Annotated in this window: 28 protein-coding genes; 12 read left to right on the forward strand and 16 right to left on the reverse strand. The window is 28.5% G+C overall.

Annotated elements, in window-relative coordinates:
• Window positions 1–40: 40 nt before the first annotated feature.
• From HNQ06_RS00920 to HNQ06_RS00930, 3 genes are read right to left on the reverse strand one after another with little or no spacing between them, the layout of a single operon-like run.
• Complete coding sequence (locus HNQ06_RS00920) at window positions 41–592, reverse strand: flagellar filament outsheath protein (RefSeq protein ID WP_184107018.1); 552 nt, start codon at window positions 590–592, stop codon at window positions 41–43.
• Window positions 582–1,580 (reverse strand): N-acetylmuramoyl-L-alanine amidase, encoded by a 999-nt coding sequence (locus HNQ06_RS00925; RefSeq protein WP_184107323.1) that lies wholly within the window; start codon window positions 1,578–1,580, stop codon window positions 582–584. Before HNQ06_RS00925 ends, HNQ06_RS00920 begins: the two co-directional genes overlap by 11 nt.
• Window positions 1,573–2,532, reverse strand: coding sequence for a glycosyltransferase family protein (locus tag HNQ06_RS00930; protein ID WP_184107020.1), 960 nt, complete (start codon window positions 2,530–2,532; stop codon window positions 1,573–1,575). The genes HNQ06_RS00925 and HNQ06_RS00930 overlap by 8 nt, the downstream gene beginning before the upstream one ends.
• 57 nt (window positions 2,533–2,589) lie before the next feature.
• Between HNQ06_RS00930 and HNQ06_RS00935 the strand changes: the two genes are divergently transcribed.
• Entirely contained in the window at window positions 2,590–3,261 is a 672-nt protein-coding gene (locus HNQ06_RS00935) for a hypothetical protein (RefSeq protein ID WP_184107324.1), read from the forward strand.
• Between the two features lie 8 nt (window positions 3,262–3,269).
• Here the strand turns inward: HNQ06_RS00935 and HNQ06_RS00940 are convergent, their stop codons facing one another.
• The 3 genes from HNQ06_RS00940 to HNQ06_RS00950 are packed head-to-tail and all read right to left on the reverse strand — an operon-like array spanning window position 3,270 to window position 4,515.
• Entirely contained in the window at window positions 3,270–3,719 is a 450-nt protein-coding gene (locus HNQ06_RS00940; RefSeq protein WP_184107022.1) for a DUF192 domain-containing protein, read from the reverse strand.
• Between the two features lie 19 nt (window positions 3,720–3,738).
• Window positions 3,739–4,149: a hypothetical protein gene (locus tag HNQ06_RS00945; protein WP_184107024.1), complete on the reverse strand. Its 411-nt coding sequence runs from the start codon at window positions 4,147–4,149 to the stop codon at window positions 3,739–3,741.
• Between the two features lie 9 nt (window positions 4,150–4,158).
• On the reverse strand, window positions 4,159–4,515 hold the full coding sequence (locus HNQ06_RS00950; protein ID WP_184107026.1) for a hypothetical protein: 357 nt from the start codon (window positions 4,513–4,515) through the stop codon (window positions 4,159–4,161).
• 104 nt (window positions 4,516–4,619) lie between these two features.
• On the opposite strand from HNQ06_RS00950, the gene era reads away from it, so the two are divergent.
• Together era and lysS are read left to right on the forward strand one after the other, a co-directional pair.
• Entirely contained in the window at window positions 4,620–5,492 is an 873-nt protein-coding gene (gene era, locus HNQ06_RS00955; RefSeq protein ID WP_184107028.1) for a GTPase Era, read from the forward strand.
• A gap of 82 nt (window positions 5,493–5,574) precedes the next feature.
• A complete protein-coding gene (gene lysS, locus HNQ06_RS00960) occupies window positions 5,575–7,140 on the forward strand; it encodes a lysine--tRNA ligase (RefSeq protein ID WP_184107030.1) in 1,566 nt (521 codons plus the stop codon).
• Window positions 7,141–7,207: 67 nt separating this feature from the next.
• Here the strand turns inward: lysS and gpmA are convergent, their stop codons facing one another.
• The gene (gene gpmA / locus HNQ06_RS00965) at window positions 7,208–7,954 is read right to left on the reverse strand and encodes a 2,3-diphosphoglycerate-dependent phosphoglycerate mutase (RefSeq protein WP_184107032.1); all 747 of its coding nucleotides are present in this window, start codon (window positions 7,952–7,954) and stop codon (window positions 7,208–7,210) included.
• A 144-nt stretch (window positions 7,955–8,098) separates the two neighbouring features.
• Here gpmA and rpiA point away from each other — a divergent pair, with 144 nt between their 5' ends.
• A complete protein-coding gene (rpiA, locus tag HNQ06_RS00970; RefSeq protein WP_184107034.1) occupies window positions 8,099–8,785 on the forward strand; it encodes a ribose 5-phosphate isomerase A in 687 nt (228 codons plus the stop codon).
• Here rpiA and psgB read toward each other — a convergent pair.
• The gene (gene psgB, locus HNQ06_RS00975) at window positions 8,772–9,902 is read right to left on the reverse strand and encodes a HemN-related non-iron pseudo-SAM protein PsgB (RefSeq protein WP_184107036.1); all 1,131 of its coding nucleotides are present in this window, start codon (window positions 9,900–9,902) and stop codon (window positions 8,772–8,774) included. The genes rpiA and psgB overlap by 14 nt on opposite strands.
• Before the next feature lie 108 nt (window positions 9,903–10,010).
• Between psgB and HNQ06_RS00980 the strand changes: the two genes are divergently transcribed.
• A complete protein-coding gene (locus tag HNQ06_RS00980; protein WP_184107038.1) occupies window positions 10,011–10,841 on the forward strand; it encodes a DnaJ domain-containing protein in 831 nt (276 codons plus the stop codon).
• On the opposite strand, the gene HNQ06_RS00985 is transcribed toward HNQ06_RS00980, so the two are convergent.
• The 6 genes from HNQ06_RS00985 to groL all read right to left on the reverse strand — a co-directional run bounded on the left by HNQ06_RS00985 (window position 10,838) and on the right by groL (window position 17,031).
• The gene (locus HNQ06_RS00985; RefSeq protein WP_184107040.1) at window positions 10,838–11,980 is read right to left on the reverse strand and encodes a hypothetical protein; all 1,143 of its coding nucleotides are present in this window, start codon (window positions 11,978–11,980) and stop codon (window positions 10,838–10,840) included. The two genes, HNQ06_RS00980 and HNQ06_RS00985, sit on opposite strands and share 4 nt — an antisense overlap.
• A gap of 25 nt (window positions 11,981–12,005) precedes the next feature.
• Window positions 12,006–12,905, reverse strand: coding sequence for a protein translocase subunit SecF (secF, locus tag HNQ06_RS00990; RefSeq protein WP_184107042.1), 900 nt, complete (start codon window positions 12,903–12,905; stop codon window positions 12,006–12,008).
• The gene (gene secD / locus HNQ06_RS00995; RefSeq protein ID WP_184107044.1) at window positions 12,889–14,649 is read right to left on the reverse strand and encodes a protein translocase subunit SecD; all 1,761 of its coding nucleotides are present in this window, start codon (window positions 14,647–14,649) and stop codon (window positions 12,889–12,891) included. The genes secF and secD overlap by 17 nt, the downstream gene beginning before the upstream one ends.
• Window positions 14,650–14,701: 52 nt before the next feature.
• On the reverse strand, window positions 14,702–15,019 hold the full coding sequence (gene yajC, locus HNQ06_RS01000; RefSeq protein ID WP_184107046.1) for a preprotein translocase subunit YajC: 318 nt from the start codon (window positions 15,017–15,019) through the stop codon (window positions 14,702–14,704).
• Window positions 15,020–15,031: 12 nt separating this feature from the next.
• A complete protein-coding gene (locus HNQ06_RS01005) occupies window positions 15,032–15,328 on the reverse strand; it encodes a hypothetical protein (protein ID WP_184107048.1) in 297 nt (98 codons plus the stop codon).
• Window positions 15,329–15,393: 65 nt separating this feature from the next.
• A complete protein-coding gene (gene groL, locus HNQ06_RS01010) occupies window positions 15,394–17,031 on the reverse strand; it encodes a chaperonin GroEL (RefSeq protein WP_002657108.1) in 1,638 nt (545 codons plus the stop codon).
• Window positions 17,032–17,222: 191 nt separating this feature from the next.
• Between groL and HNQ06_RS01015 the strand changes: the two genes are divergently transcribed.
• From HNQ06_RS01015 to HNQ06_RS01025, 3 genes are all read left to right on the forward strand, one after another.
• The gene (locus tag HNQ06_RS01015) at window positions 17,223–18,911 is read left to right on the forward strand and encodes a histidine kinase (RefSeq protein WP_184107050.1); all 1,689 of its coding nucleotides are present in this window, start codon (window positions 17,223–17,225) and stop codon (window positions 18,909–18,911) included.
• 100 nt (window positions 18,912–19,011) lie between these two features.
• Entirely contained in the window at window positions 19,012–19,542 is a 531-nt protein-coding gene (gene bosR, locus HNQ06_RS01020) for an oxidative stress transcriptional regulator BosR (RefSeq protein ID WP_184107058.1), read from the forward strand.
• On the forward strand, window positions 19,539–20,522 hold the full coding sequence (locus HNQ06_RS01025; protein WP_184107060.1) for an alpha/beta hydrolase: 984 nt from the start codon (window positions 19,539–19,541) through the stop codon (window positions 20,520–20,522). The genes bosR and HNQ06_RS01025 overlap by 4 nt, the downstream gene beginning before the upstream one ends.
• A 30-nt stretch (window positions 20,523–20,552) precedes the next feature.
• Here the strand turns inward: HNQ06_RS01025 and HNQ06_RS01030 are convergent, their stop codons facing one another.
• Both HNQ06_RS01030 and HNQ06_RS01035 read right to left on the reverse strand, forming a co-directional pair.
• Window positions 20,553–22,097: a maltose/glucose-specific PTS transporter subunit IIC gene (locus HNQ06_RS01030; protein WP_184107062.1), complete on the reverse strand. Its 1,545-nt coding sequence runs from the start codon at window positions 22,095–22,097 to the stop codon at window positions 20,553–20,555.
• 44 nt (window positions 22,098–22,141) lie between these two features.
• A complete protein-coding gene (locus HNQ06_RS01035) occupies window positions 22,142–22,840 on the reverse strand; it encodes an N-acetylmannosamine-6-phosphate 2-epimerase (protein ID WP_184107064.1) in 699 nt (232 codons plus the stop codon).
• A 163-nt stretch (window positions 22,841–23,003) separates the two neighbouring features.
• Here HNQ06_RS01035 and ylqF point away from each other — a divergent pair, with 163 nt between their 5' ends.
• The 4 genes from ylqF (at window position 23,004) to HNQ06_RS01055 (ending at window position 26,569) form a co-directional block, all read left to right on the forward strand.
• Window positions 23,004–23,843 (forward strand): ribosome biogenesis GTPase YlqF, encoded by an 840-nt coding sequence (ylqF, locus tag HNQ06_RS01040; protein WP_184107066.1) that lies wholly within the window; start codon window positions 23,004–23,006, stop codon window positions 23,841–23,843.
• Between the two features lie 78 nt (window positions 23,844–23,921).
• Window positions 23,922–24,965, forward strand: coding sequence for an ABC transporter ATP-binding protein (locus HNQ06_RS01045; protein ID WP_184107068.1), 1,044 nt, complete (start codon window positions 23,922–23,924; stop codon window positions 24,963–24,965).
• Between the two features lie 5 nt (window positions 24,966–24,970).
• On the forward strand, window positions 24,971–25,774 hold the full coding sequence (locus HNQ06_RS01050; protein WP_184107070.1) for an ABC transporter permease: 804 nt from the start codon (window positions 24,971–24,973) through the stop codon (window positions 25,772–25,774).
• Window positions 25,775–25,777: 3 nt separating this feature from the next.
• Window positions 25,778–26,569: an ABC transporter permease gene (locus HNQ06_RS01055; protein WP_184107072.1), complete on the forward strand. Its 792-nt coding sequence runs from the start codon at window positions 25,778–25,780 to the stop codon at window positions 26,567–26,569.

The raw sequence follows: 26,569 nt of genomic DNA on the forward strand, positions 1-26,569 counted from the left end.
TTTCGTTTTTTAATTGTTGTTATTAGTAAAATTAAATTTATCAACTTTGCTCCTTCAAGATACACCCTTCAATAAGAATAACAAGCTTTTTTATCTTGCCAGGATAGTTAAAGCGCATTGTTTTTATTAAAGACATAGCAAACAGATTAACCTTAACATCAAAAGATTCATAAGATTCATTATAATCACCATTATTAAAAGAATCATAAAATTCTCTTGAAAGGTTTATATAATAAACTCCATTCTTTAAAAAAGAATATAAGAATCTTGCATCACTTAATAAAAATCCAAAAGAAAACCCTTCATTGCTTCCTAAAAGAAAATCTTTTACTAAAAGATCCAAATTATCTTTCAAATTTTTTTCATCTCTTAAATATCTTAAATTAGCAACAAATCCCTTGCTAGAATGAAAATAAAAAACCTTTTTTGAAAAAAGATTATCATAATTTAAAAAAACCATAAAAATAGAAAACAAAAAGCTTCCTGCCAAAGACCCCAAAAGCACCCTAACCATATACTCTTTTTTCGAATTTAAAAATTTATAAATCGCTGCATTATATTTAAAAAATACATCCGAAATATTATTTTTCATAAAAATTTATAAATTCCATTAAAGATTTAAGTATTAGAATATTAAACTTGCTCATGTAATTATAATCCAAAATTAATTTAGCATCTAAAATATTGGACAAAAACCCCATTTCAATCAACACAGCAGGCATACTGCTGTTTTTTATTACAAACCATTGTTCTTCTCTAATTGGCCTAATATTAGTTTCGCTTAACTCATTTTTAAACACTTTATACAAAATTTCAGCCAATCTTTTTGATTCATATTTATATTTAATATCTAGTATATCATTAAGCTCGCTTAAGTATCTATTGCCTTTAATATCATATCCCTTAAAATCTTTAATAACCTCTCTTTTTGAATCCTTGGGAAGATACCAAAACTCAACTCCTCTAGCTTCACTGTTTGGAGCATCATTAGCGTGTATGGATAAAAATATAACATTATTTGGAAAATTTGGCTTTATTGCATTTGCAAATTCCGATCGCTCCTTTAAAGTCAAGTAAACGTCATTTATACGAGTTAACAAAATATTTTTATTTACAAAATAATTACTTAAAATTTTAGACAAATATATAGAATAGGTTAACGCAAAATCTTTTTCCTTAAGCACAACATCATAACCATTTATCTTTAAAGTTACAACCGCACCACTATCATGTCCGCCATGTCCAGGATCAATGATTATTGAAGTAATTCTGGGTTTATTATAGTCTTTAAGAGAACTGAAATAATTTTCAATTTGTTTTAATACCTTTTGACTTATTAAAATTTCTCCACGAATGTCAATAATTGGGTCCACAAACATATAATAACCAGAAGATGTAAGCGCATATTCAAAACCTACCCTAAACTTCAAATATCCCTTATTATTTTCAATTGTAAAAACATCATTTTCAATGTTAAAATCAAACTTAAAAACATTAGTATCAAAAAAATCAAGAACATTTAAGTAATTGGGAGTCTTAGAATACAAGCTTAAATATGAAAACAAAATCAAATCAATCAATAATATCATTTTCCCAAAGCTCAATGGCACTCTTTAAGTCTCCTTTGAATCTTAAGCTATTTTTAGCAATCTCCCCTTTTATCTGCTTAAACTCTTTTTGGAAGAGAAAGGGATTAATTTTGTATTTTAAGCAAATTTTACAAAATCTTAAAAAAGAAAAAACAACGCCATTTCCAACAAAAATTGGGACATAATTCTTAAGCAAAAAAATCAAAAAACTTTTGCTTTTGGTCAAATTTTCTGGTGAATTTAATGCAGTATACTGGATTCTCAGCTTTCTATAAATATAAACATGTTCTCCAAAATAAACTGCTCTTAGTCCAAAATCTATTCTTTGAAAATATTCATTTTGAATCCTTGCGTCAAAACCTCCAAGCTGTAAAAATTTCTCTTTAGAATAAAGTCCACAATAATCCATGGTAATCAAAGTTTTTTCATAGTCTTTCTCAGAATTTACTAAAATTACCTTAAACTTTTGCTTTTTATCTATGCTGGGAAGAAAAATTGAAGGAATCATTTCCTCTTCTTTATCAAAAAACTCACCCCCAACAAGAAGAACATTTTTTTTAACTATTTCATCGAATATATTTGGAATCCAAAAAGGATTTAACAGATACATATCACTTTGCAAAACAAAAACAAAATCACAACTGGATTCTTTCATTGCTAAATTAACCTTTTCTCCAGAATTCAAATCATCAGAAAGTAAAATAAATTTCAATTTACCATAACTTTCTGAGATAAACTGCAAAGAACTTCTATTACTCTGTTTTTCAATTGAAATTATTTCTCTTATAAAATCAAAATTTGATAAAAATTCAAACAAATCTTCTCTAAAAATTTTTGTTCCTCTGCTTAATATTACAAAAGAAATTCCAAAAGAAGATTTTTGTGAATAATTATTTTTAGATTGAATAACAGTATATGAATAGCCACTATCTGAAAGACGCATAAATTACTTTTAAAATCCTTACAATTAAATTATAATAATCATATGTTACATAATACAATGTTAATCGCAAGAATAATGAATATTAATACATTATTCTACGCAATGATTATTATCATTTTTGCACTCATTTCTTGCAATCACAAGAATATACAGTACGATAAGAGAATTAAAAAATTTTTAGATAAAAACAAAATTGAATATAAAATAGACTCAGAAAATGACTTTATAGCATTTAAAGATATCAACAATAACGAAAAAGAAGAGGTGATCATCAGATCAAGACTAAACTCATACAAAAATTCAAAAATAAGAGAAATATTTGGAATTGTGAAAGTATTTGATATAAACACACAAAAAATAAAAGAAATATCTGACTCCCTTATGAGCGATAGTTATAACAACAGAGTATTCGGATCATGGGAGATTATTCATAATGCAGAAAGAGGAATCAACTCTTTAGTATATATTGTAAAAGCAGAAGAATTTGCAAGTGATACATTTTTGCTTGACGCAATTGACGAGATTGCCTCAACAATAACTATTTTCAAAAAAATAATAACAACCAACAACGAAAACATTGATAATAATGAAGCAAATAACAATACAAATGAATCAAATGAGCCGTCTACCTTAAAGCAAGAAAAAACAAATTCAACAAAAGAATCTAATAAAAATGAACTCAAAGAAGATCAAATCGAAGAAGAACTTCAAGAAATCAAAGCCCAATAATTTCAAAATCATTCTACTAATAAAGAATTAATATCAAAGCAAAAATGCACCTTGTCACCTATTTTTATTTGAAATTTAGAAAATGAGCCCCTTGGAAGCTCAAGAGCATACTTTGCCTTATAAAGAGAATTAACATTTGCCCTAGAGTACGGTTCTAAATCATAAATCTCTTTAATAATTCCATTTGAATCAATATAAGCTATTTCAAGCAGCAAAGGTGTATTTTCCATCCAAAAAGATAAATTCTGCTCTTTTTTAAAAACAAAAAGCATTCCATTACCATATTCAACTTTTTCAGTACCCATGTAGCCTTTTGCCCTATCAAACTCATTAGATGCTATTTTTACAAAAAACTTAACCCCATTTATCACAACTTCTTTATCGTAAAAATGATCAGTAAAAGATAAAAAAAACATAGACAAAACTAAAAATAAACACCGTTTTAAAATTTTTTTCAATTATCAGCCCTATTAAAAATCATTTATTATAATTTGAAATATAAGATTTTAAAGTCATTCTTAAAATATTTTTATTTAAAACAATAATACAATCACCAAGATCCCATAAATAATTCAAAGGTGTTACCTGTGTAGCCTCGCCAAACTTTTTCTTTACCTCAATAAAAATTGCATACTGAGATATTAATTTTTTATCAAAAACAAAAGTGTATGAAAACATTTTATTTTTGTCAAAATTAAAAACAGCATATTTTAAATGGGTTTTAGCAATAAATTGTAAAGTTTGCTTCCTAGCATAAGGAAATTCAACTTCTTCAACATCATAATAAAAAATCGTACTCTTGAGAACATTCTCTTTAACAGACTCCATGCTAGAACCCATAACAAAAGATGTAAAAATAGAAAATAAATAAAAAACTGTAATACCCATAAAAAGCCTTTAGCCATAAACAATATAAAGAAAAAGTATAACAAATAAAAAACTTGAAAATAAATAAAGCAAAATATCAACATTAATCCCAAAATGGAAAAGCCTTACAAAGACTCTAGAAGCTGCTCTATCACTTACCACTCTTACTCTTTCTTTTCTTTTAAAGGGTTTTTCTTTAAGTTCTTGAAAAGGACTGTAGTGACAATTAGGACAGCCTTCTCCAAAAGAAGAAACTGGACCTACATGTCTACAATTTGGACATTCGATATCACCAAGCTTAGCAGCACAGTTGGGACAAACAGACCGATTAAGTCCAACTTTTTCACCACATTGCTCGCAAAAAACTTCAAAATTTACCTTTGCCAAACGAAAATTCCTCAAATTTTACTTAAAAATAAGTATTTAAAATACTATATAATTAATTATAATAAAAAATGTATGAATATTACATATTTAAGGAATGCTAAAACATGAAATCGGGATTTGCAGCAATACTTGGTAGACCATCAACTGGGAAATCTACCCTTTTAAATTCAATATGCGGACATAAAATATCAATCATATCCCCCATTCCGCAAACAACTAGAAATAAAATAAAAGGAATCTTTACGGACGACAGAGGACAAATTATTTTTATAGACACACCAGGATTTCATCTGAGTAAAAAAAAGTTTAATATTGCAATGATGAAAAACATACACTCTTCAATAGAAGAAGTTGAACTTATTTTATACATAATAGACATTCAAGACAAACCTGGAGAAGAAGAAAATAAAATGCTAGAAATAATTAAAAAATCTAAAATTAAATTTTTAGTACTACTTAATAAAATTGACCTTCAAAATACAAAAATAAAAGAAATAACACAATTTCTAAAAGAAAAAGGAATAGAAGATAGCAATATAATTAAAATATCTGCTGAAAAAAAAATTAACACAGAAGAATTAAAAAATAAAATTTATGAAAACTTTTCAGAAGGCCCACTTTATTATCCACAAGAATACTACACGGATCAAGAAATAAATTTTAGAATTAGTGAAATAATAAGAGAAAAGGCTATTGAAAACCTAAAAGAGGAGCTTCCTTATTCTTTGTATGTGGATATTAATACACTAGAAAATAAAAAAGGAAGTCTTTTTATAAGGGCAAATATTTTTGTAGCAAACGAAAGTCAAAAAGGAATAATTGTAGGAAAAAACGGGAAAGAAATAAAATCAATAGGAGAAAGAGCAAGAAAAACGATTTCAAAAATTTTTGAAACAAAATGCAACCTATTCCTACAGGTGAAACTTAAAAAAAATTGGAACAAGGAAGACAAGCTAATAAAAAGACTTATAAATTAACATTTAGCTACAATTTTCTAAATTCTTGAAACTTGAAAAACAAAATGCTAAAATTTACCTAAATTTAAATTAGGAATAAAATGTGAAAACAGCGCATTGGGCAGATTTTTACGCAGAAAAAATAAAAAAAGAAAAAGGACCAAAAAACTTATACACAGTAGCATCGGGAATTACTCCATCTGGAACTGTGCACATTGGCAATTTTAGAGAAGTTATCTCGGTAGACCTTGTAGCAAGAGCTTTGAGAGACTCCGGATCAAAAGTAAGATTTATTTATTCTTGGGATAATTACGATGTATTTCGAAAAGTTCCCAAAAATATGCCAGAACAAGAACTTCTTACAACTTATTTAAGGCAAGCAATAACAAGGGTCCCTGATACAAGAAGCCATAAAACAAGTTATGCAAGGGCTAATGAAATTGAATTTGAAAAATATCTGCCTGTAGTGGGGATCAATCCTGAATTCATTGACCAAAGTAAACAATATACCAACAACGCTTATGCAAACCAAATAAAATTTGCACTTGATCATAAAAAAGAGCTCTCTGAAGTATTAAACGAATATAGAACTTCAAAGCTTGAAGAAAATTGGTATCCAATCAGTATATTTTGTACAAAATGCAATAGAGATACAACAACTGTAAATAATTATGACAATAATTACTCTGTTAAATACTCATGTGAATGTGGAAATCAAGAATCTCTAGATATAAGAACCACATGGGCAATTAAACTTCCTTGGAGAATAGATTGGCCTATGAGATGGAAATATGAAAAAGTCGACTTTGAACCTGCAGGAAAAGACCACCACAGCAGTGGCGGTAGTTTTGATACATCTAAAAATATTGTAAAAATTTTTCAAGGTAGCCCCCCTGTAACATTTCAATATGATTTTATTTCAATAAAAGGCCGCGGCGGGAAAATATCCTCCTCATCAGGAGATGTCATATCGCTTAAAGATGTTCTTGAGGTCTATACCCCGGAGGTCACAAGATTTCTATTTGCCGCTACAAAGCCAAATACTGAATTTTCAATCTCATTTGATCTTGACGTAATTAAAATATACGAAGATTACGACAAGTTTGAAAGAATCTACTATGGAGTAGAAGATATAAAAGAAGAAAAAAAAAGAGCATTTAAAAGAATTTATGAGCTATCTCAACCATACATGCCAAGCAAAAAAATCCCTTATCAAATCGGATTTAGACATTTAAGTGTAATCTGTCAAATATTTGAAAATAATATAAATAAAATTCTAAATTACTTGAAAAACGTTCAAGAAGATCAAAAAGACAAACTAATAAATAAAATAAACTGTGCAATTAATTGGATAAGAGACTTTGCACCTGAAGATTTCAAATTTTCATTAAGATCTAAATTTGACAATATAGAAATACTAGAAGAAAATAGCAAAAAAGCAATTAATGAACTTTTAGATTTTTTAAAGAAAAATTTTGAAATTGCTACAGAACAAGACATTCAAAACGAAATATATAAAATTTCAAGAGAAAATAATATAGAACCCGCTTTATTTTTTAAGCAAATTTATAAAATTTTAATCAACAAAGAAAAAGGGCCCAAATTAGCTGGATTTATCAAAATAATTGGTATTGATCGCTTTGAAAAAATTGCAAGTAAATATATTTAAGCCTTAAAATGATAAAAAAATAAGTCATAATTATATGACTTATTAACACTTTAATACAAATAAATCGTTACTTTAACTTTCCTTGACTAGCAACAGATTCCATTGCCTTTTTAATTTTGCTTTCATCACCTAAATAGTAATGCTTAATAGGGTTTAAATCTTTATCTAATTCGTAAACTAAAGGAATGCCTGTGGGAATGTTAAGCTTTAAAACATCTTCTTCACTTAAATTGTCAAGATATTTAACAAGCGCTCTTAAAGAATTACCATGAGCAGCAACAACAACTTTTTTACCTTCAAGAACTTCTTTTGCAATCTCATCAGTCCAATAAGGAATAACTCTTGCAACAGTATCTTTAAGACACTCTGTTGAAGGAAGCTCCCTTTTAGGAATATATTTATATCTTGGGTCTTTTATGGGATGACGATCATCAGACTCATCCAAAGACATTGGTGGCACATCATAACTACGTCTCCAAATTAAAACCTTATCTTCCCCATATTTTGCAGCTGTTTCTGACTTATTTAAACCTTGCAAAGCCCCATAATGTCTCTCATTCAACCTCCAGGTTTTTTTTACACTAATATAAGATTGACCTAGTTCTCGCAAAATAATATTTAAAGTGTCATTAGCCCTTGACAATAAAGAGCTAAAGGCAATATCAAAAGAATAACCTTCTTGCTTGAGAAGCAAGCCCGCCTCTACAGCCTCATCGATGCCTTTATTAGAAAGTTTAACATCTGTCCAACCAGTAAAAAGATTTTCTCTGTTCCATTCACTCTCTCCGTGTCTTACTAAAACTAATTTATACATAAAATCTCCTGCATATTATTTTATTTACCAATACTAATAATTATAAATTAGCACAAAATCTAGTCAAGATTTCAACCTTAATTAAATAATGATATACTTTAAAATATATTGGGCTTTAAGTTCATCAAGCAAGGAAAAGAATTTATGGAAAATCAAAAAAGTTTGGTAGCAAAATATGCAATTGATCACTATATCAAAAGCAATATGAACCTTGGGATCGGAACAGGTACAACTATTTATTATGCAATAAAATATTTAAGCGAAAAGATAAAATCGGGCAGCTTGAAAAATTTAAAATTCTATACAACAAGTAGCGATACAAAATATTTACTCTCAAAAGAACAAATTCCTTATGAATCAAATTTTTCAAAACTTAACAAAAATCTAGACATTGCAATTGATGGCGCTGATGAAATTTTATTAGAAAAAAAAAGCTTAATAAAAGGAATGGGGGGTGCTCATCTAATGGAGAAAGTAATAGCTTACAATTCAGAAACATTGCTAATAATAGCAGATGAAACAAAAATTGTAAAAAAATTGGGAACAAAAATGCCTATCCCTATAGAAGTTGCCCAAAGTGCTGTTGGATTTATTATGACTAGACTTGAAGAAATGAATTTAGACGCAACCTTAAGAATTTGTAACGAAAAAAAAGGGCCCACTATAACTGATAACAATAATTATATCTTAGATGTAAAAATGCATGTGGAAAATCCTGAAGGAACAGAAAAATACTTTAAACTATTTCCAGGTATACTTGAAATTGGAATATTCAACCACAAAAACACAAAAATAGTTTATTACCAAAACAAACAAATCAAGGAAGCCTAAATTTCACTTTAAAAAAGTTATCATCAAAATAGTTTATAATTTTTACTAAATAAAAATCCAACTTAAACCTTTCATACCCTTTTAACAACATAATATTATTATCAAAAACAAACTTTCTACTTAAAGTTGAGCAGTAATTAATAAACTGAATAAATTGTTTTTCATTATACTCAAATCTAAGCCTAAGAGATTGCATGCTGACACCTTGAATAGTTCCAAGCCCTTGAATAAAATGATAAATAAAAAACTCTAAATCCTCTAACAATTTAAACGTTACCAAGTGATTAGCTTTAACAAAACCATAATCTTTTCTAATCAAAGCTCTTACATTATTATACTTGTCATTACAAAAGAGCAAGCTTACAGCATGCAATCCTAATCCTAAATACGGCTTTAACTCCCAATTTAGCTTATTGTGTTTGCTCTCATGTCCCTTTAATGCAAAATTAGTAATTTCATAATTAATGTAGCCACTAGATTCTAAACACTCAAGAGCACAAAACCAAAGCTTTTCCGAATTAATACTGTTATCAAAATCTCTTAAAATAAGGCCTTTCTTTTCACATATAAAATCGCTAAAACAAATATGCTCAGGCATATATGAAAGCAATTCTTTCAAATCTTGCTTTAGATGAGATTTTTTTTGCAAAGGCATATTTATAGTCATGTCAATATTCAAATCAAAAGGAAACTTTCTAATATTTTTAATCAAAATATTCAATTTTTCATAAGAAATTTCAGGCATCCCTACAATCTTTCTAAACTCTAAAGAAAAACTTTGAACATTAAGATTAATTCGAGTAATACAAAATTCATCCAAAAGTTTGAATTTTTCAAAATCAACATAACCTGGAATAATTTCTAAAGTAAATTCTTCTAATAAAGCCAAATTAATATATTTGGACAAAGAAGTGAAAATAAATTTTAAATTATCTTGCCTGCATAAACAAAAATCTACATGCTTAATGTAAAGTGTTTTTATAATTGGATAACCTAACAAGGTTAAATGACATTTTAATTCCTCTAAAATTCTATTAAAAATGCTAAAATCTTTACAACAAAATGACAAATTAATATAAAGGCTTAACTCGATAAGAGGTAAAAGATCTACTCTCATAATTGGTCTTTTAAAAATTTAGGTTTAATTATAACATATATAAAGTACAAATATTAAAATATATTTAAAAAATATAATAAACAAGGGAGCTTTGAAGGAGATTTTTTAATGACCAAAGACTACTACAATATACTTGGAATACAAAAAAATGCCAGTAATGAAGAAATCAAAAAAGCTTACAAAAAATTGGCAATAAAATATCACCCGGACAAAAACAAGGGAAATAAAATAGCTGAAGAAAAGTTTAAAGAAATAAATGAAGCTTATGAAATTTTATCTTCTCCTGATAAAAAAAGAAATTATGACTCTTTGGATAGCACCAATTTTAATGGCAACAGTGACCATTTTGAAAGAGAATTTAGCAGCACAAGATTTGGCAATTTTGAAGATTTAGATTTTTTTTCCAAAATCTTTGGAGGATCTTCAAGGAAAACAGCAGACAGAGAAATAACTGTAAATATTTCACTTTATGATGCTTATATGGGAAGTAAAAAAATAATACTTATAAACAACAAAAAAATTGAAATAATAATCCCAAAAGGAACATTAGAAACAACTAAAATAAAAATAAACAACAAAGGTCCTATTAATCCAATTTCTGGAACAAAAGGAAGCTTAATAGTTAAATTTAATATATCAAGTTATAAAAATTTTAAACTGAATGAAAAAACCTTAGAAACAACAATAGAGGTTTATCCGTGGGAAATAGCTTTAGGTTGCGAAAAACTATTTGAAACAATTGAAGGGAAAAAAATAAAACTTAAAATTCCTTCGGATGCAAAAAATGGAGAAATTCTGAACTTAAAAGGATTAGGAATGCCCATAATTGGAAGTAGCTCAAAAAGGGATCTTAAAGTCACTTTGATAGTAAAAATTCCTAAAATAATAAATAATGAAGTAAAAACTATTTACGAAAGATTAAAAGAAATATACAGCTAAAGTGTTTCTAAAAATAAATGACCAAAATTTTTTAAATTTGCCTCCCAGCCCGATCTATATTCATTAAATTTATTTATTTTAGATTCATATTCTTTGATTCCGTCCTCAATATTATCAAAATTCTTAGTAATATCCACTGAAAACTGAAAAACATCCCCTTGTCTGGGGGCAAGAGTAAAAAAGGCAAATTTCCAATTTCCAGAATTTATAGTAGATACAATTCTTTTTTGGAAAACATAATCAGAGATTAAAACAAATTTTTGAAACTCTTTTCTTCGCAAATAAATAAGCTCATTCCACTCGTTAAAAATAGCATCTGGTAATTCGTTTAAACCAATCTCAATTATATTATTGATAGATAAAAGAATTTGTAAAATTTCTAATAAATTTAAATAATAGCTATCAAAACATTGAATTGTAATTTCAAGCAAAGCAATTTTTATAAGCAGTTTAGAAATGTCAAGACTATGATCTTTCATGATTTTATCAATTCTCTCTTTTGTGTGATCTATAATAAATTTTTTATGAGTTTCTTTAATATTGCTACTTTTTTTAATTTGCTCTACTTTTTCATAATAATCATTAATTTCTTTATTAATTACATCTAAATTATTACTATTGGCCTCATTGGAGAAAAAATCCAATGAATTGCTAAGTCGATCTAAAAATTCTTCTTGAATAAAAAATGTAGCAATTCTTATGCAAGAAAATGGAGCTTTGCTCTTTTTTTCAAAATTTTCAATTTTTTGTTTAAGATCTACTCTAAAATTTAAATATTTAAGCTTGTCTAAAAATTTATTAAAACAGGAAACATCTTCTAACAATTCATCTTCATGAATGTCTAAAAATTGAGAATTAGGATGATATTTTCTTATCAAATTTTTAATAATAAGTAAAGTATCTAAAAAAATAGCTTTATTGGCACCCCAAGATTTATTGATGCTGGGATTAAAATCCCTATAAATCTTATCCAAAAACACAAGTTTATCTTTTAGCAAATTAGCATCGTTAATAAGGCTTGACTGTTCTCGATAAGAATAATAATTTATTAAACTATACCTAAAAATACTAAAATTAAGATATTTTTGAAAATCGAAAAATCTATAAAATCCTAATGAACCAAAATCAAAAAACTTCATGCCACAATATCATCTTATTTAAAATCTACTTTATCTTTTTATACAGATTTAAAAGTATTGGAGACGCTATAAATAGAGAAGAATAAGTTCCAACAATTACCCCTACCATAAATATCAAAGAAAAATCTTTTATAGATCCTTCAGTAAACACATAAATAGAAAATACTGCAACAAATGTTGTAACTGACGTCAAAACAGTTCTTGATAAAGTTTGACTAATGCTTATATTTAATACATTTAAAAATGTGTTATCGGTTAATCGCTTAACATTATCTCTAATCCTATCAAAAATAATTATTGTGTCGTTTAAAGAATATCCAATAATGGTAAGTATTGCCACAATAATATAGCTATTAATCTCTATTCTAAATACCCCTAAAAAAGCAACTATAAAAAATATATCATGAAGTATTGAAAGTATGGAAGCAATAGCATAACTTAGTTTAAATCTTAAAGTTATATAAATCAAAATCAAGATAAATGTTCCTAATACCAAAAATATTGACCTAATTCTCAAAGTAGAAGAAAAACTTGAATCAATAAAATAAGAATCCAAAACTTCAATATCAGCATTAAATGTTTTTTTAAGTTTATCTAATATTGTTTTTTGAACTTCTGTTTTAAAAGCATAATCAATAACATCAGACTTTACCATAATAGAGAATTCACTTTTATTCTCATTTGGCGAAAAAATACTATTAACATCTAAAGCCCTATAAATCGGAGAGAATATTTCTTTAATTTCATTTTCTTTGATATTTGATTTTTCTATTGAAAGATTAATATTAACCCTAGAAGAAAAATCTATTCCCCAATTGTATCCACCATGATAAAAAAAAGTATAAATAAGCCCAACCAAAATCAAAACTACACTAACAATTAAAACATTACTTCCATATTTTGAAAAATTAATTACTCTTTGCATATTTTGAACCCCAAGATATACTTATAAATTTGCTTTTTCTAACAGATATGATAAATTCCAAAATAAATCTTGAAAAAATCAAACTACTAAAAAGAGATGCCACAATTCCAACAGAAAGAGACCATGCAAAACCTTGAATAACTCCTGTCCCAAGAAGAGTTAAAAAAAGAACCGCAATAAATGTCGTTATATTTGCATCCATAATTGATAAAAAGGCTTTTTTAAAACCATCTTCAAAAGCATTTTCAAATTTTCTGCCTTCTCTAATTTCTTCTTTAATTCTCTCATAAATAACTATATTTATGTCCACGGCCATACCCATTGTCAAAATAAGACCTGCAATGCTTGTTAAAGTTAAAGTAAAATTAAAGGCCGACAATATTGCTAAAATTAAAAATATATTATAAATAACAAGTGAAAATCCAGCTACAATGCCGCTCAAACCATAATAAACACACATAAACAAAAAAACCAAACAAAGAGCAAGCGCAGAAGCTTTAATACCAAGATCAATAGTTCTAGCACCAAGAGTAGGCCCTATTATTCTCAAATCATCTATTTTAATATCAACTGGAAAAGCTGCGGTTTTAAAAACTAAAGCAAGATCTAAGGCCTCTTTTTTATCAAAAGAATCACCCTGAATTGAAACATTACCCCCAGTAATAGCATACCCAATTCCTGCCACAGACTTAATTTTGCCTTCCATAACAACGGCCAAAGACTTCCCAACATTTTTTTGAGTAAATTTAAAAAATTTTTCACTTCCATCAACATCAAGACTAAAAGCAACAGTATCTCGACCCGTTCTAGGATCGTTAGAAACCCCAGCATCTTTAATGTGAGCACCATCAAATGAATTTTCAGGACTTGCATCAACTACATAATAACGAACTGATGACTCATCATCCACCCCATAAGAATCTTTAATATACCAAGGAAAAATTTGCTTACTATCTGGAAGGTTCATATTTGCTTGAATTTCAGGAATAGAAAAAAGAGAGCCCGCTTCTAATATTTTTCTATGTAAAAGAGATGTAGACTCGTCATCAACCACATAAAAAGTCAAATTGCCTTTCCCACTCAAAAGAGTACTTACTCTACTCTCATCTTTTTCTCCAGGAATATCTAAGAAAATTTTATTTCCCCCTGCTTCTCTTACGATTTTAGGCTCTGTAAGACCAAACCTATCTACCCTATCCTTAAGAATTTGCATTATCCGATAAATAGCATCCTCTCTCTCGGCAAAAGTCAAAGAACGACCTAATTTTTTTTCAACACTTGAATAATCAAGAGAAATCGTAACACTCATCCCTCCAGACAAATCAAGTCCAAGATGTATTATTCTACTTTTGCCCTTCTTTATGTTGTCATAATATCTATAAATCTCTAAGCTTACTTCTCCCATATCAGAATCAGTCAAAAATCCTTCACGCAAGGTTTTAGCAGTAAAAATATTGGGTGGGATTTTCATTGAAGCCCTATAATTATTTTTTGCTATTGGAATTAAATAAGACAAACTAGTTGGAATACTGCTATTGGGATCTTTATTATACAGCTCCTTAAGCTTAACAAGATCATCCAAAGCTTTTTTCTTTGAATAATCCCTTAAAGCCTCTTGTGAATATGAACTTATTTTTTTATCCTCAACACTCATTAAAAAATACCACTTTAAAGTCGGGAATATTAAAAGACATGCAAAAAACGTCACCAACAATATCAATATAAGCTTAGATCCTTTTTTCATTATACAAATCCTTAAAAAATACCATTATTAGCTAACAGTTCTAATTTTACCTTTAAACAATACCTTTTTTAACTTCATTTTTTTCAGACAAAACTTTATCAATAGAGTTTTTTATAAATACTGCTTCGTTATTTGGACTTAATTCTAAAATAACATCCGTATCGCCCAATTTTTTCACAACTCCAAAAATTCCACCTATTGTTAATACCTTATCGCCTTTTTTTAAATTTTTTATCATTTCCTTTTTATTCTTCTCTTCCTTGCGCTGAGGAGATATCACTAAAAACCAAAATATAGCAATAACGGGCACAAAAACTAATAAACTTCGTAAAAAGCTACTATTGCTGATAAATTCTTGCAATAAAAACACAAAACCTCCTAACTATACATATGTTACTTTTATCTTATTAATATCCTCAGGATAAACTACTCCAAATAAAAGCTTAAAATCATCTTTTTTGGTATAATTAGAGTTACTTATTTTATTATACTCTTCAATTAAATAATTAATAAGACCTTCGTCATTTCTATAAAGAGCTTTGCTAAAGGCACTTCTATAAAGTCCAAGTTCAAAAAGTTCTTTAGCACTTTTACCTTTATTTTCTCTTAAAAGCTGTCTATCTACTATTGCTTTTGAACAATCATAGCCTATACAAAAAACAAATTCATCCTCACTCAAAATAATTCCTTTGAATAATAAAATATTCACCGGCAAAAACACAAGTTTACCGGTGAAGCTTTAATTTACATCATCCCCATTCCTGGATCCATAGGATAACCACCACCACCAGAAGTATTTTTCTCTTCTTTAATATCTGTGATTGCACATTCTGTTGTTAATAAAAGTCCAGCAATTGAAGCAGCATTTTGAAGCGCACTTCTTGTAACCTTAGCAGGATCAATTATTCCACTTTCAATCATATTTACCCACTTAAAGCTAGAAGCATCAAACCCAAGCCCTTTTTTCTCGGTTTTAATTTGATGAATATAAATAGACCCTTCAAAACCAGCATTTGAAATAATCTGTCTCATTGGTTCTTCAAGACTTCTTTTTACAATCTCAAAACCTTGCTTTTCCTCATAGCTTAATTTACTTGTATCTATTGTATCTAAATACATGGCAACTTCAATAAGAGTTGATCCACCGCCAGGCACAACACCTTCTTCAACAGCAGCACGAGTTGCAGAAAGAGCATCCTCAACTCTATGCTTTTTCTCCTTTAGCTCTACTTCAGTAACAGCTCCAACATTAATAACAGCAACTCCGCCAACAAGCTTTGCAAGACGCTCTTGAAGTTTTTCTTTATCATATTCAGATGTTGAATCTTCAATTTGTTTTTTAATAAGCTCTGATCGTTCCTTTATTTGTTCTTTATTGCCAGTATTAATAATAGTAGTATTGTCTTTATCAACCTTAATAGTTTTAGCCTGTCCAAGTTGCTCAATCTCAACCGTCTCAAGAGTAAGACCTAGCTCCTCACTAATTAAAACACCACCAGTAAGCACTGCAATATCCTCAAGCATTGCTTTTCGTCTATCACCAAAACCAGGAGATTTAATTGCACATACCTTTAAAGCTCCTCTAACGCTATTTAAAACAAGAGCAGCAAGAGCATCCCCCTCAATGTCCTCAGCAATAATTAATAAAGGTTTATTTGTCCCTAAAACTTTCTCAAGAACTGGTAAAAGCTCTTTAATAGAGCTAATCTTTTTCTCATATATCAATATGAAAGCATCATCAAAATTAACACTCATATTTTCTTTATTGGTAGAAAAATAAGGAGAAAGATATCCTCTATCAAATTGCATACCCTCAACATAAGAAATCGTAGTATCAAAAGTTTTTGACTCTTCAACTGTTATAACACCATCTTTTCCAACTTTATCCATTGCCTCAGCAATTTTTTCACCTATATAACTGTCATTATTAGCAGAAATTGAAGCTACTTGTGCAATCTCTTCTTTTGTTGTAATCTTTTTTGCAGACTGGCGAATTTTCTCAGCAGCCAAATTTACAGCGTGATCTATTCCTTTTTTTATTCCAATAGGATTAATTCCTGAAGACACATTCTTAAGGCCTTCTCTTGCAATAGCATAAGCAAGAACAGTAGCGGTTGTTGTTCCATCGCCAGCAACATCATTTGTTTTAATGGCAACTTCCTTTAAAAGCTGTGCCCCCATGTTTTCAAACGGATTTTCAAGCTCAATCTCACGAGCAACGCTAACCCCATCCTTTGTAACCGTTGGAGAACCGAACTTTTTATCAATAAGAACATTTCTCCCTTTTGGCCCAAGAGTTACTTTTACAGCATTGGATAATTTTTCAACGCCGCTAAGTAAGCTTTTTCTAGCATCTTCATTAAAATATATGTCTTTAGCCATAAAAATTTTACCCCTTTCTATAAATAAAAATAATTTATGTATAACAATATAAGATTAACATAAACTTAATACATTCGCTATAGCGTATTACTTCTATACATCAAAAAATACAAAATATACAAAGCCAGCACAAATTTTTATTATATAATGTAAATATTGACTAATCTTTATATTATAAAGACAAAGAATTTATGTTTAGAAAACTAAAAAAATCAAAAACTTATATTATTATTATTTCAATAACTAAATTTTCAGAAGATAACCTGTTATTAATAATATCAAATATAAAATATTTGATTGAGCACAAACAGCTAGCTTACAAAATACATTGGACATTTCCAATATACTTTTTTGAAATTCTAAGAAAACACGAAGAATTGAATAAATGGCTATTTGAAAGATTCAAAACCAATACAGATATATATATGCCTGGAACTTACAGTGGAAGCCCTCATGAATACATGCTGCACGATGAAATACATTTAGATTTGTATTGGGCACTAAAAAACCCATTCAAAAGTGGATATAAAGACATATTTCAAAATATGCCTATTATGTTTTATATATACAATATAGAAAAGTTTAGAAAAAAAGTGACTGAGCTTTATAGAAAGCTTAATTTCAATTATACAGAAGGAATAAGGCAGAGTAAAAATAATAAAAATTACTTAATTTTTTACAAAAATAACTGCCAATATTTATACGAGGTACAAAAAATAGATTCTCCAAAAAGCAACGTAGAAACTCTTATTTATTTTTATGAAATCAAAGAAACTTATGATAATCAAGAATTAAAAAATTTTTTACTTTATTTAAAAGCCTTGGAAAACAACTTACACAGCATTAAGATACAAAATCTAGAAGGATCCAAGCTTACTATTGAACTACTAGAGATTCCAAAATTCAACTCCCTTAAAGAGCAAGAACCAATAATAAATTTTCAAAACAAAAGACTCAAAGATTATCAAATCAACGAAAAAAGCTTAAGAGAATTTTTAATAAACAAACATCAAGATGAAATTGTCAAAAATTCAGAATCAATTGTGCCTAAGAATTTGGAATACAATATGGAAGGAAATTTTACACTATCCCACGATAAATACAATATCAAATTCGAAAATGGAAAATTAAATAAAATAAAATTTAAAGATAAAAAAGTTGAATTTCTAAACACATCTAGAACCTATTTTAAAGTTTCATCAAAAAAAGAATTAATAAAAGAAGCATCTATTGAAAGCTCATTTTCATTCTCAAATGAAAAAATTTTAGGAATAAAACAATATTTAGCTTTTAACTCTGCTAAAAAATCAACAATTGATTTTTTCATAGATGAGGCTATCTCTAGCTTCTTTATATCGATTAAAATAAAATGGCCTTCTAAAATAGATCTAGATAAAAAAACATTAAAAAAATGCAATCCTGATTATCTTCTTGAATATTCAGCTCTTGAAATACCTGTTTTTGAAATTGCAAAAGGCACTAATTTAAAAATAACAGCAAAATACAGCGATCTTGATACTTATGAAAAAATAATAATAACTAAAAACAATCCCAAAGGCTACATTAATGGCACAGAATTTTTGATATCCAAAGGAAATGATAAAAACAGTAACTTTTTTATAAGCTTTTTAAATGTTGAAAAACATATCATTCATACAATTAATTATAAAATTGAAAAAATAAATTCTAAAAAATGGTTAATTTTAAATATAGGGGGTTCTTATAATACAGTTAAGATCCAAGATGTAGTAAATTACTCTCAAACACTAAATTTAATGATACTACCATTAAATAATAATTTTGATAACAAAATAAAACTGAATTCAAAAATAAAAAATTTAATTTTTTATACTAATATAAAAAAATATGAAAATAAATAAATAATAAGTAGTAAAATATTAATAACTGGGTATAAAATTATCCTAAGAAGAACATAAAAAGTATTTAATCTTTAATTTAAATAAAAAAAGGTATAATAATATGAACGATAACATAATAGATGTGCATTCCGCATTAGAAAAAGTCGGTATTACAAACGATCCTGTATTATTGAAAAATTTAACATCAGAATTAGGAATGAAAGCATCTCACTCGAGAAACAGAATTATTCTGTATATAGCATCAAACCCAAAAGAATACTTTACGGCAAAAGAAGTTTATAACAAACTTATAAAAGAAATTCCAAGCCTATCAAAAGCAACAGTATATAACACATTAAATATTCTAAAAGAAAGAAATATACTAAAAGATATAAAAACTACTGATCAAAAAGAAACAAAATTTTATCTAAGCTTGGCTTCCACAATAGCTCACTTTAAATGCAATAAATGCAATCAAGTCCACCCTATTCAACTTGACGATATTAAAGATATTCTGAAAGACAAACTTGGAGAAAACTGGGAAACAAAATCTATTGAAATAATTTACTCAGGACATTGCAATAATTGCTACAAAAAAGATACTCATAATAACAATAATGTCCCAGCAGAAAACAAGGAAATAACTGTATGAATATAAAAAATATCATTTTTATACTTATATTCTTATTACTCTTAATACTAGTTAGTCCGAGGATAAAATTTAAAAATGAATTTTCAAAAAAAACAATTCCTAAAAACATAGAAGAAATTGACAATTACTTATTAAAAGAAGAATTACAATTTAATTTAGAAAATAATACAAAAAAAGAAATAATCTGGTATAAAGAAAAAGCAAAAAAAACAAAATATTCTGTGGTCTATATTCATGGATTTGGGGCATCAAAAAATGAAATTTATCCGGTTCCAAATAATATTGCAAAAGCTCTTAATGCAAATATCTTTTTTACAAGACTTAAAGGACATGGGATTAACAATAAAAATGCATTTCGGGGAATAACTACTCAAGATTGGCTGAGAGACATTGATGAAGCCATTAACATTGGCAAATTGATAGGTGATAAATTAATATTAATTGGCACCTCTAATGGGGGCGCTGCTAGCATCTGGGCCTTAGCAAGCTATCCAGATGAAATAAATTCGGTGGCATTAATTTCTCCTAATATATTCCCTTATGACAAGAGAACAAATATCGTTTACTATCCTTGGGGACGACAAATTGCATATCTTATAACAGGCGGCTACAATAAATTCGAAACAAAAGTGTATAAACGAAAAGAACACATGAGCATAAAAAGCCACTCTTCAAGAATACAGCATGTAGACGCAATTATTGCAATGATGGGCCTTGTCACCTTATTAAATTCATATAATTTTGACGAAATCAAAATACCTTTAATAATAGCCCACACACCCAATGATCATACAGTAGACCCAGTAAAAATAAACGAATTTATAAAAAACTATGGGGGTGAAAAAAAGGATATTCCCATTATACTTCTTGAAAATTCACATGCACACGTACCTATTGGAAACCAAAGCTACAAAAGCGCCCAAAACACATCATACTTTACAAAGTATACAGTTGATTTCATAAACAAAATTAATAAGTAATAGCCTCAAGACTATTACTTATTAAAAAAATCAATCCTCCAGCAATTCTTCTATTTCATTCTTAAGAACACTAACACCTGGTCCGTAAACTACCTGAACCCCATTGCCTTTAATAATTACTCCTTTAGAACCAGTTTTTTTCAAAATTTTTTCAGAAACTTTAAGAACATCCTTTACTGTAATTCTTAACCTAGTTGCACAACAATCAAGCTCAACAATATTTGAAGCACCACCAAGACCAATAATAACCTTAGTAGCATAATTTTCTTCAAACTCACTACTCTTGGAATTTGGAGAATCTTCAGAATTTAAATCTTGCGTTCTACCGGGAGTTTTAAAATCAAACTTATTTATTAAAAATACAAAAGTAAAGTAGTAAAGAAAAAACCAAACAACGCCTACAACCGGCACCAAAAGCCAATTAGTTCTTGAATTTCCCTGCAAAATACCAAAAAGAATGAAATCAATAAACCCTCCAGAAAACGTTTGACCTATTGTAATTTGAAGAATATGAGCTAGCATAAAGGCAAATCCATCAAATGTAGCGTGAACAACATAAAGAATAGGAGCTACGAAAAGAAAAGAAAATTCAAGGGGTTCTGTTATACCTGTTAAAAATGATGTTAGCGCTGAAGACATCAAAAGACCAAAAACTTTTGTTCTCTCCTCACGCTTTGCAGTGTAATATATAGCAAGTGCAGCTCCGGGCAAACCAAACATCATGGTAATAAATCGTCCACTCATAAAACGGCTAGTTCCAATAAAAAATCTATTTGTACCTTGAGCAGCAAGTTCTGCAAAGAAGATATTCTGAGTCCCTTCGATTAACTTTCCATCAATAATAACAGATCCTCCAAGGCCTGTTGTCCAAAATGGCAAATAAAATATATGATGAAGACCAAAAGGTCCAAGCATCCTTAAAAAAATTCCATAAATAAGTGTTCCAATATAACCGGTTGAATCTACCAAGCCTCCTACTTTATTAATTCCACTTTGTACAAATGGCCAAAAAATAAACATAATAACAGCAAGAAAAATGCTAGAAAAAGAAACAACAATCGGTACAAATCTAGATCCAGAAAAAAATCCAAGAACCCTGGGCAAATCTACCTTGTTAAACCTAGAATGAAGATAATAGGTCAAAATACCAACTACAATCCCACCAAAAACCCCCGTTTCTAAAGTCTTAATTCCAAGAACAAAACCCACAGCACCACTAGAGAAAGACTCCGCTTTGCCTGATAAATCAATTAAAACTCCAATAGTAGCATTCATTACAAGGTAGCCAATAAATGCTGCAATTCCAGATGTACCTTTATCTGATTTTGCAAGTCCAACAGCAATTCCAATAGCAAATATTGGTGCTAAATTTGAAAAAATAATAGAACCTGACGCGCTCATTATTTTGAAAACTGATTGTAAGAAGAATATATTCAAAAAAGAATACGACTTGACAGTTTCTGGATTAGAAAGAGAACCTCCAATTCCTAAAAGCAGCCCTGCTGCTGGCAAAATAGCAATGGGAAGCATAAAAGAACGTCCAAATTTTTGAGCTTGTTCAAAACCCTTTAACATAAAACCCTCCTAAATAAAAAATAAATTAACCCTTAAGTTTAAAATTACTTTTTAATCTGATTTATTTTTTCTACAAATTTTTTAGTAATCTCAGCAGGCCTTGTAATAGCACCCCCCACAACTACTAAATCAACCCCCATTTCAAAGCACTTTTGAGCTTTTAAAGGGGTGTCTATTTTTCCTTCCACTATTAAAGTAGCTTTCAAATTAGAATTAAGCAAGGTTTTTAAAAAATTAAAATCATTGTCTGCAATATTCAAACCGTTAGTATTTTTTGTATAGCCATACAAAGTCGTTCCAATAAAATCAAATCCCAATTTATCGGCATTAATAGCTTCATCTAAAGAAGAAATATCTGCCATCAAACACTGCTTTGGATATTTTTTTTTAATATTTTCAAAAAAATCATCAAGTAGCACACCATTAGGCCTATTCCTAAAAGTGGCATCAAGGGCAATTATATCTACCCCTTCATTACAAAGCTCATCAATCTCTTTCATGGTGGGAGTAATAAACACATCGCAATTATTATAATTTTTTTTAATAATACCTATTATTGGCAAATCAACTTCCAACTTAATCTGGCTAATATCATTAACTCCGTTGGCTCTTATTCCAATAGCTCCACCTATTTTAGCTGCCAAGGCCATCTTAGACATAATAAAACTACTATGTAAAGGCTCGTTCTCAAGAGCTTGACAAGATACTATTAACCCTCTTTTGATTTTTGCAATAATAATCAAACCTCCTATAAAATTTATTTTTTTTAAAAAAATATAAAAACTTAAATACAGATTATATTTTTTCTTTAAAAAAAACAATTCTTTTAAAGAAAACTAACATAAATTCACAAAATAAAAACAAAAATAATTTATCATTCAATACACATTAAGCTATAATTTAGGCATGGTAAATAAAATCAACTGGTTTCCTGGCCACATGAAAAGAGCCTTAGATCTGATAAAGAATAATTTGCAAAAAGCTAATATTGTGCTAGAAATACTTGATGCTAGAGCTCCATTTAGCAGCAAAAACCCATTAACTGAAAAAATTATTAAAAATCAAGCTAAAATAATTCTTTTACACAAATCTGATATTGCTCAAATAAATGAAATTATAAAATGGAAAAAATATTTTGAAAATCTTGGCAATACTGTAATAATAAGCAATATTTACAAAAAAGGAATGCGTAAGCAAATAATAGATATTATTAAAAAATTGGCCATTGTTAAAAAGATAAAAAATTATAAGGAAAAAATAAAGGTTTTGATTATTGGGGTTCCAAATGTTGGAAAATCTTCAATAATAAATCTATTATCCGGTAAAAAGAGTGCAAAAGTTGCCAATAAACCTGGATATACTAAAAACATACAAATAGTAAAAATAAATGAGGAAATCAATCTTTTTGATATGCCAGGAGTTTTATGGCATAATCTAGTAGACCAATCGATTGCAAAAAAACTTGCAATATTGGATATGATCAAAAATGAAATAGTAGATAATATAGATCTTGCATTGTATTTACTTGAAATAATGGATCAAAATAATAAAAATATTTTACTAAAAAAATACGAAATATATCATAAAAATTCACTTGATATTCTACAAAATTTTGCAAAAGCAAGAAAATTAATCAGTAAAAAAAATGAACTTAACCTTGAGAAAGCATCAAAAATATTAATCAAAGAATTTAGAGAAGGTAAATTTGGTAAAATAATTCTTGACAAGAATTATAATGCCTTTTAAAAAAGGCATTTACATAAATAATAATATTAAGTATAATCTTGATTTGTATTAATACAGCCATAAGGAGGTTGGAATTAGTTGGATAATTGTATCCTAGAGATTAAAAATCTAAGTCATTATTATGATAACAATGGAAACAAAACTTTAGATAGCATAAATTTAAAAATTAAAAAAAATGAGTTTATTACATTACTAGGCCCATCTGGATGTGGAAAAACAACATTAATAAAAATATTGGGTGGTTTTTTAAATCAAAAAAATGGGGAAATTTATTTCTTTTCTAAAGAAATATCTAAAACCAGCCCAAACAAAAGAGAAATTAATACTGTATTTCAAAATTATGCACTTTTCCCGCATATGAATGTTTTTGACAATATTTCATTTGGACTTAGAATGAAAAAAGCGCCAAAAGATATAATTAAAGAAAAAGTAAAAACATCTCTTTCATTGATAGGAATGCCAAAATATGCATACAGAAATATTAACGAACTATCGGGAGGGCAAAAACAAAGAGTTGCAATAGCAAGAGCAATGGTAATGGAACCTAAGCTTCTATTGCTAGATGAACCACTTTCTGCGCTTGATTTAAAAATGCGGCAAGAAATGCAAAAAGAATTAAAAAAAATACAGCGCCAACTTGGAATCACATTCATATATGTTACTCATGATCAAGAAGAAGCATTAACAATGAGTGATAGAATTGTTGTAATGAATGAAGGAATAATTTTACAAGTAGGAACTCCTGAAGAAATTTACAATGAGCCTAAAACAAAATTTGTAGCCGATTTTATCGGAGAAAGCAATATTTTTGACGGAACATATAAAAAGGAGCTGGTTGTAAGTTTGCTCGGCCATGAATTTGAATGCCTTGACAAGGGATTTGAAGCTGAAGAAGCAGTTGACCTTGTAATACGCCCAGAAGATGTAAAACTGCTCCCAAAAGGAAAAGGACATTTAAGCGGAACTATAACATCAGCAATTTTTCAAGGGGTTCATTATGAAATGACTCTAGAAATTCAAAAAACAAATTGGATAGTTCAAAGCACAAGACTTACAAAAGTTGGAGAAGAGGTTGATATATTCTTAGAACCCGATGATATTCATGTTATGCACAAGGAATAATGGTTGTGAAAAAGCTGATATTAATCATATACTCTATATTCCTATTAACATTTAGCATCCTTCCCTTACTAATAATAATATTGCTTGGATTTTTAAATGAAAAAAATGAATTTACCATCTATAATTTTATTGGACTTTTAAACCCAAGTTATCTTAATATATTTTCAAGAAGTCTAAAGCTCGCAACAATAGCAACAATTTTTTGCATTTTAATAGGCTATCCTGCCGCCTGGCTAATTTCATTATCAAAAAAAAGTGCTCAAAACAAATTAATAATCATGATAATACTTCCTATGTGGATAAATACATTGCTTAGAACTTATGCCTGGATGAGAATACTTGGAAAAAACGGATTCATCAACAACTTATTTGAAAAGATCGGAATTGGCACTTTAGATCTTCTTTACAATGAACAGGCTGTTACAATAGGCATGATATACAATTTTTTGCCTTTCATGATCTTGCCAATATACACAGGACTTCTAAAAATTAAGCCAGAATACATTGAAGCAGCTCAAGATCTTGGAGCAAGAATGTGGCAAATATTACTTTATATAAAAGTACCCTTAACGCTCTCTTACCTAGCAACAGGAATAATTATGGTATTTATTCCTTCAATTACGGTATTTGTAATTTCAGATTTACTAGGAGGCTCTAAACAAATTTTAATAGGAAATCTAATAAGCAAACAGTTTCTTTTTATAGAAGACTGGAATACTGGAGCTGCAATTTCATTTATTTTAATGTTAGTAATATTAATTTTTAATTTAATAATAATAAAATTAATGCGAAAAAATAATGGAAAGTAAAATATGTTTAGAGCCTTTAAAAACATTTTCTTATTTCTAATACTAAGCTTTATTTACCTTCCAATAATAATCTTAATAATTTATTCCTTTAATTCTGGTGACAGCGGATTTATATGGCAAGGATTTAGTCTAAAATGGTATAAAGAAATTTTTGCATCAAGTCAAATCAAATCAGCAATATTTAACACTATTTTAATAGCTACAATCTCATCTTTAACCTCTGTTGTCATTGGAATTATTGGCGCTTATGCAATCTACAAATCAGAAAACAAAAAATTAAAAACAATACTATTATCAGCAAATAAAATAACAATAATTAATCCGGACATCGTAACAGGAATAAGCTTAATGACATTTTATTCTGCAATAAAAATGCAATTGGGATTTTCCACAATGCTAATATCACATATAATTTTTTCAACACCATACGTAGTAATAATAATTTTGCCAAAATTATATTCTCTTCCCAGCAATATTATTGATGCCGCCAAAGATCTTGGAGCCTCAGAAATTCAGATATTCTTCAATATAATTTATCCAGAAATCGTCGGAAGCATAGCAACTGGAGCTCTTATTGCCTTCACATTATCAATAGATGATTTTTTGATATCATTTTTCACCACTGGACAGGGATTTAATAATTTATCTATTCTAATAAACTCGCTAACAAAAAGAGGCATCAAGCCCGTAATAAATGCTATTTCTGCCATATTGTTTTTTACAATATTAAGCCTTTTGTTTATTATTAATAAATTTATAGGAATTAAAAAATTAACAACAGATGCTGAACTTTAA

This window comes from Borreliella lanei (assembly GCF_014205895.1).
In the GTDB taxonomy this organism is placed as follows: domain Bacteria; phylum Spirochaetota; class Spirochaetia; order Borreliales; family Borreliaceae; genus Borreliella; species Borreliella lanei.

Coding starts and splice junctions, on each gene's coding strand:
- HNQ06_RS00920 (WP_184107018.1), bottom strand. CDS start 592: ATGAAAAATAATATTTCGGATGTATTTTTTAAATATAATGCAGCGATT.
- HNQ06_RS00930 (WP_184107020.1), bottom strand. CDS start 2,532: ATGCGTCTTTCAGATAGTGGCTATTCATATACTGTTATTCAATCTAAA.
- HNQ06_RS00935 (WP_184107324.1), top strand. CDS start 2,590: ATGTTAATCGCAAGAATAATGAATATTAATACATTATTCTACGCAATG.
- HNQ06_RS00945 (WP_184107024.1), bottom strand. CDS start 4,149: ATGGGTATTACAGTTTTTTATTTATTTTCTATTTTTACATCTTTTGTT.
- era (WP_184107028.1), top strand. CDS start 4,620: ATGAAATCGGGATTTGCAGCAATACTTGGTAGACCATCAACTGGGAAA.
- gpmA (WP_184107032.1), bottom strand. CDS start 7,954: ATGTATAAATTAGTTTTAGTAAGACACGGAGAGAGTGAATGGAACAGA.
- rpiA (WP_184107034.1), top strand. CDS start 8,099: ATGGAAAATCAAAAAAGTTTGGTAGCAAAATATGCAATTGATCACTAT.
- psgB (WP_184107036.1), bottom strand. CDS start 9,902: ATGAGAGTAGATCTTTTACCTCTTATCGAGTTAAGCCTTTATATTAAT.
- HNQ06_RS00980 (WP_184107038.1), top strand. CDS start 10,011: ATGACCAAAGACTACTACAATATACTTGGAATACAAAAAAATGCCAGT.
- HNQ06_RS00985 (WP_184107040.1), bottom strand. CDS start 11,980: ATGAAGTTTTTTGATTTTGGTTCATTAGGATTTTATAGATTTTTCGAT.
- secF (WP_184107042.1), bottom strand. CDS start 12,905: ATGCAAAGAGTAATTAATTTTTCAAAATATGGAAGTAATGTTTTAATT.
- secD (WP_184107044.1), bottom strand. CDS start 14,649: ATGAAAAAAGGATCTAAGCTTATATTGATATTGTTGGTGACGTTTTTT.
- groL (WP_002657108.1), bottom strand. CDS start 17,031: ATGGCTAAAGACATATATTTTAATGAAGATGCTAGAAAAAGCTTACTT.
- HNQ06_RS01015 (WP_184107050.1), top strand. CDS start 17,223: ATGTTTAGAAAACTAAAAAAATCAAAAACTTATATTATTATTATTTCA.
- bosR (WP_184107058.1), top strand. CDS start 19,012: ATGAACGATAACATAATAGATGTGCATTCCGCATTAGAAAAAGTCGGT.
- HNQ06_RS01025 (WP_184107060.1), top strand. CDS start 19,539: ATGAATATAAAAAATATCATTTTTATACTTATATTCTTATTACTCTTA.
- HNQ06_RS01030 (WP_184107062.1), bottom strand. CDS start 22,097: ATGTTAAAGGGTTTTGAACAAGCTCAAAAATTTGGACGTTCTTTTATG.
- ylqF (WP_184107066.1), top strand. CDS start 23,004: ATGGTAAATAAAATCAACTGGTTTCCTGGCCACATGAAAAGAGCCTTA.
- HNQ06_RS01055 (WP_184107072.1), top strand. CDS start 25,778: ATGTTTAGAGCCTTTAAAAACATTTTCTTATTTCTAATACTAAGCTTT.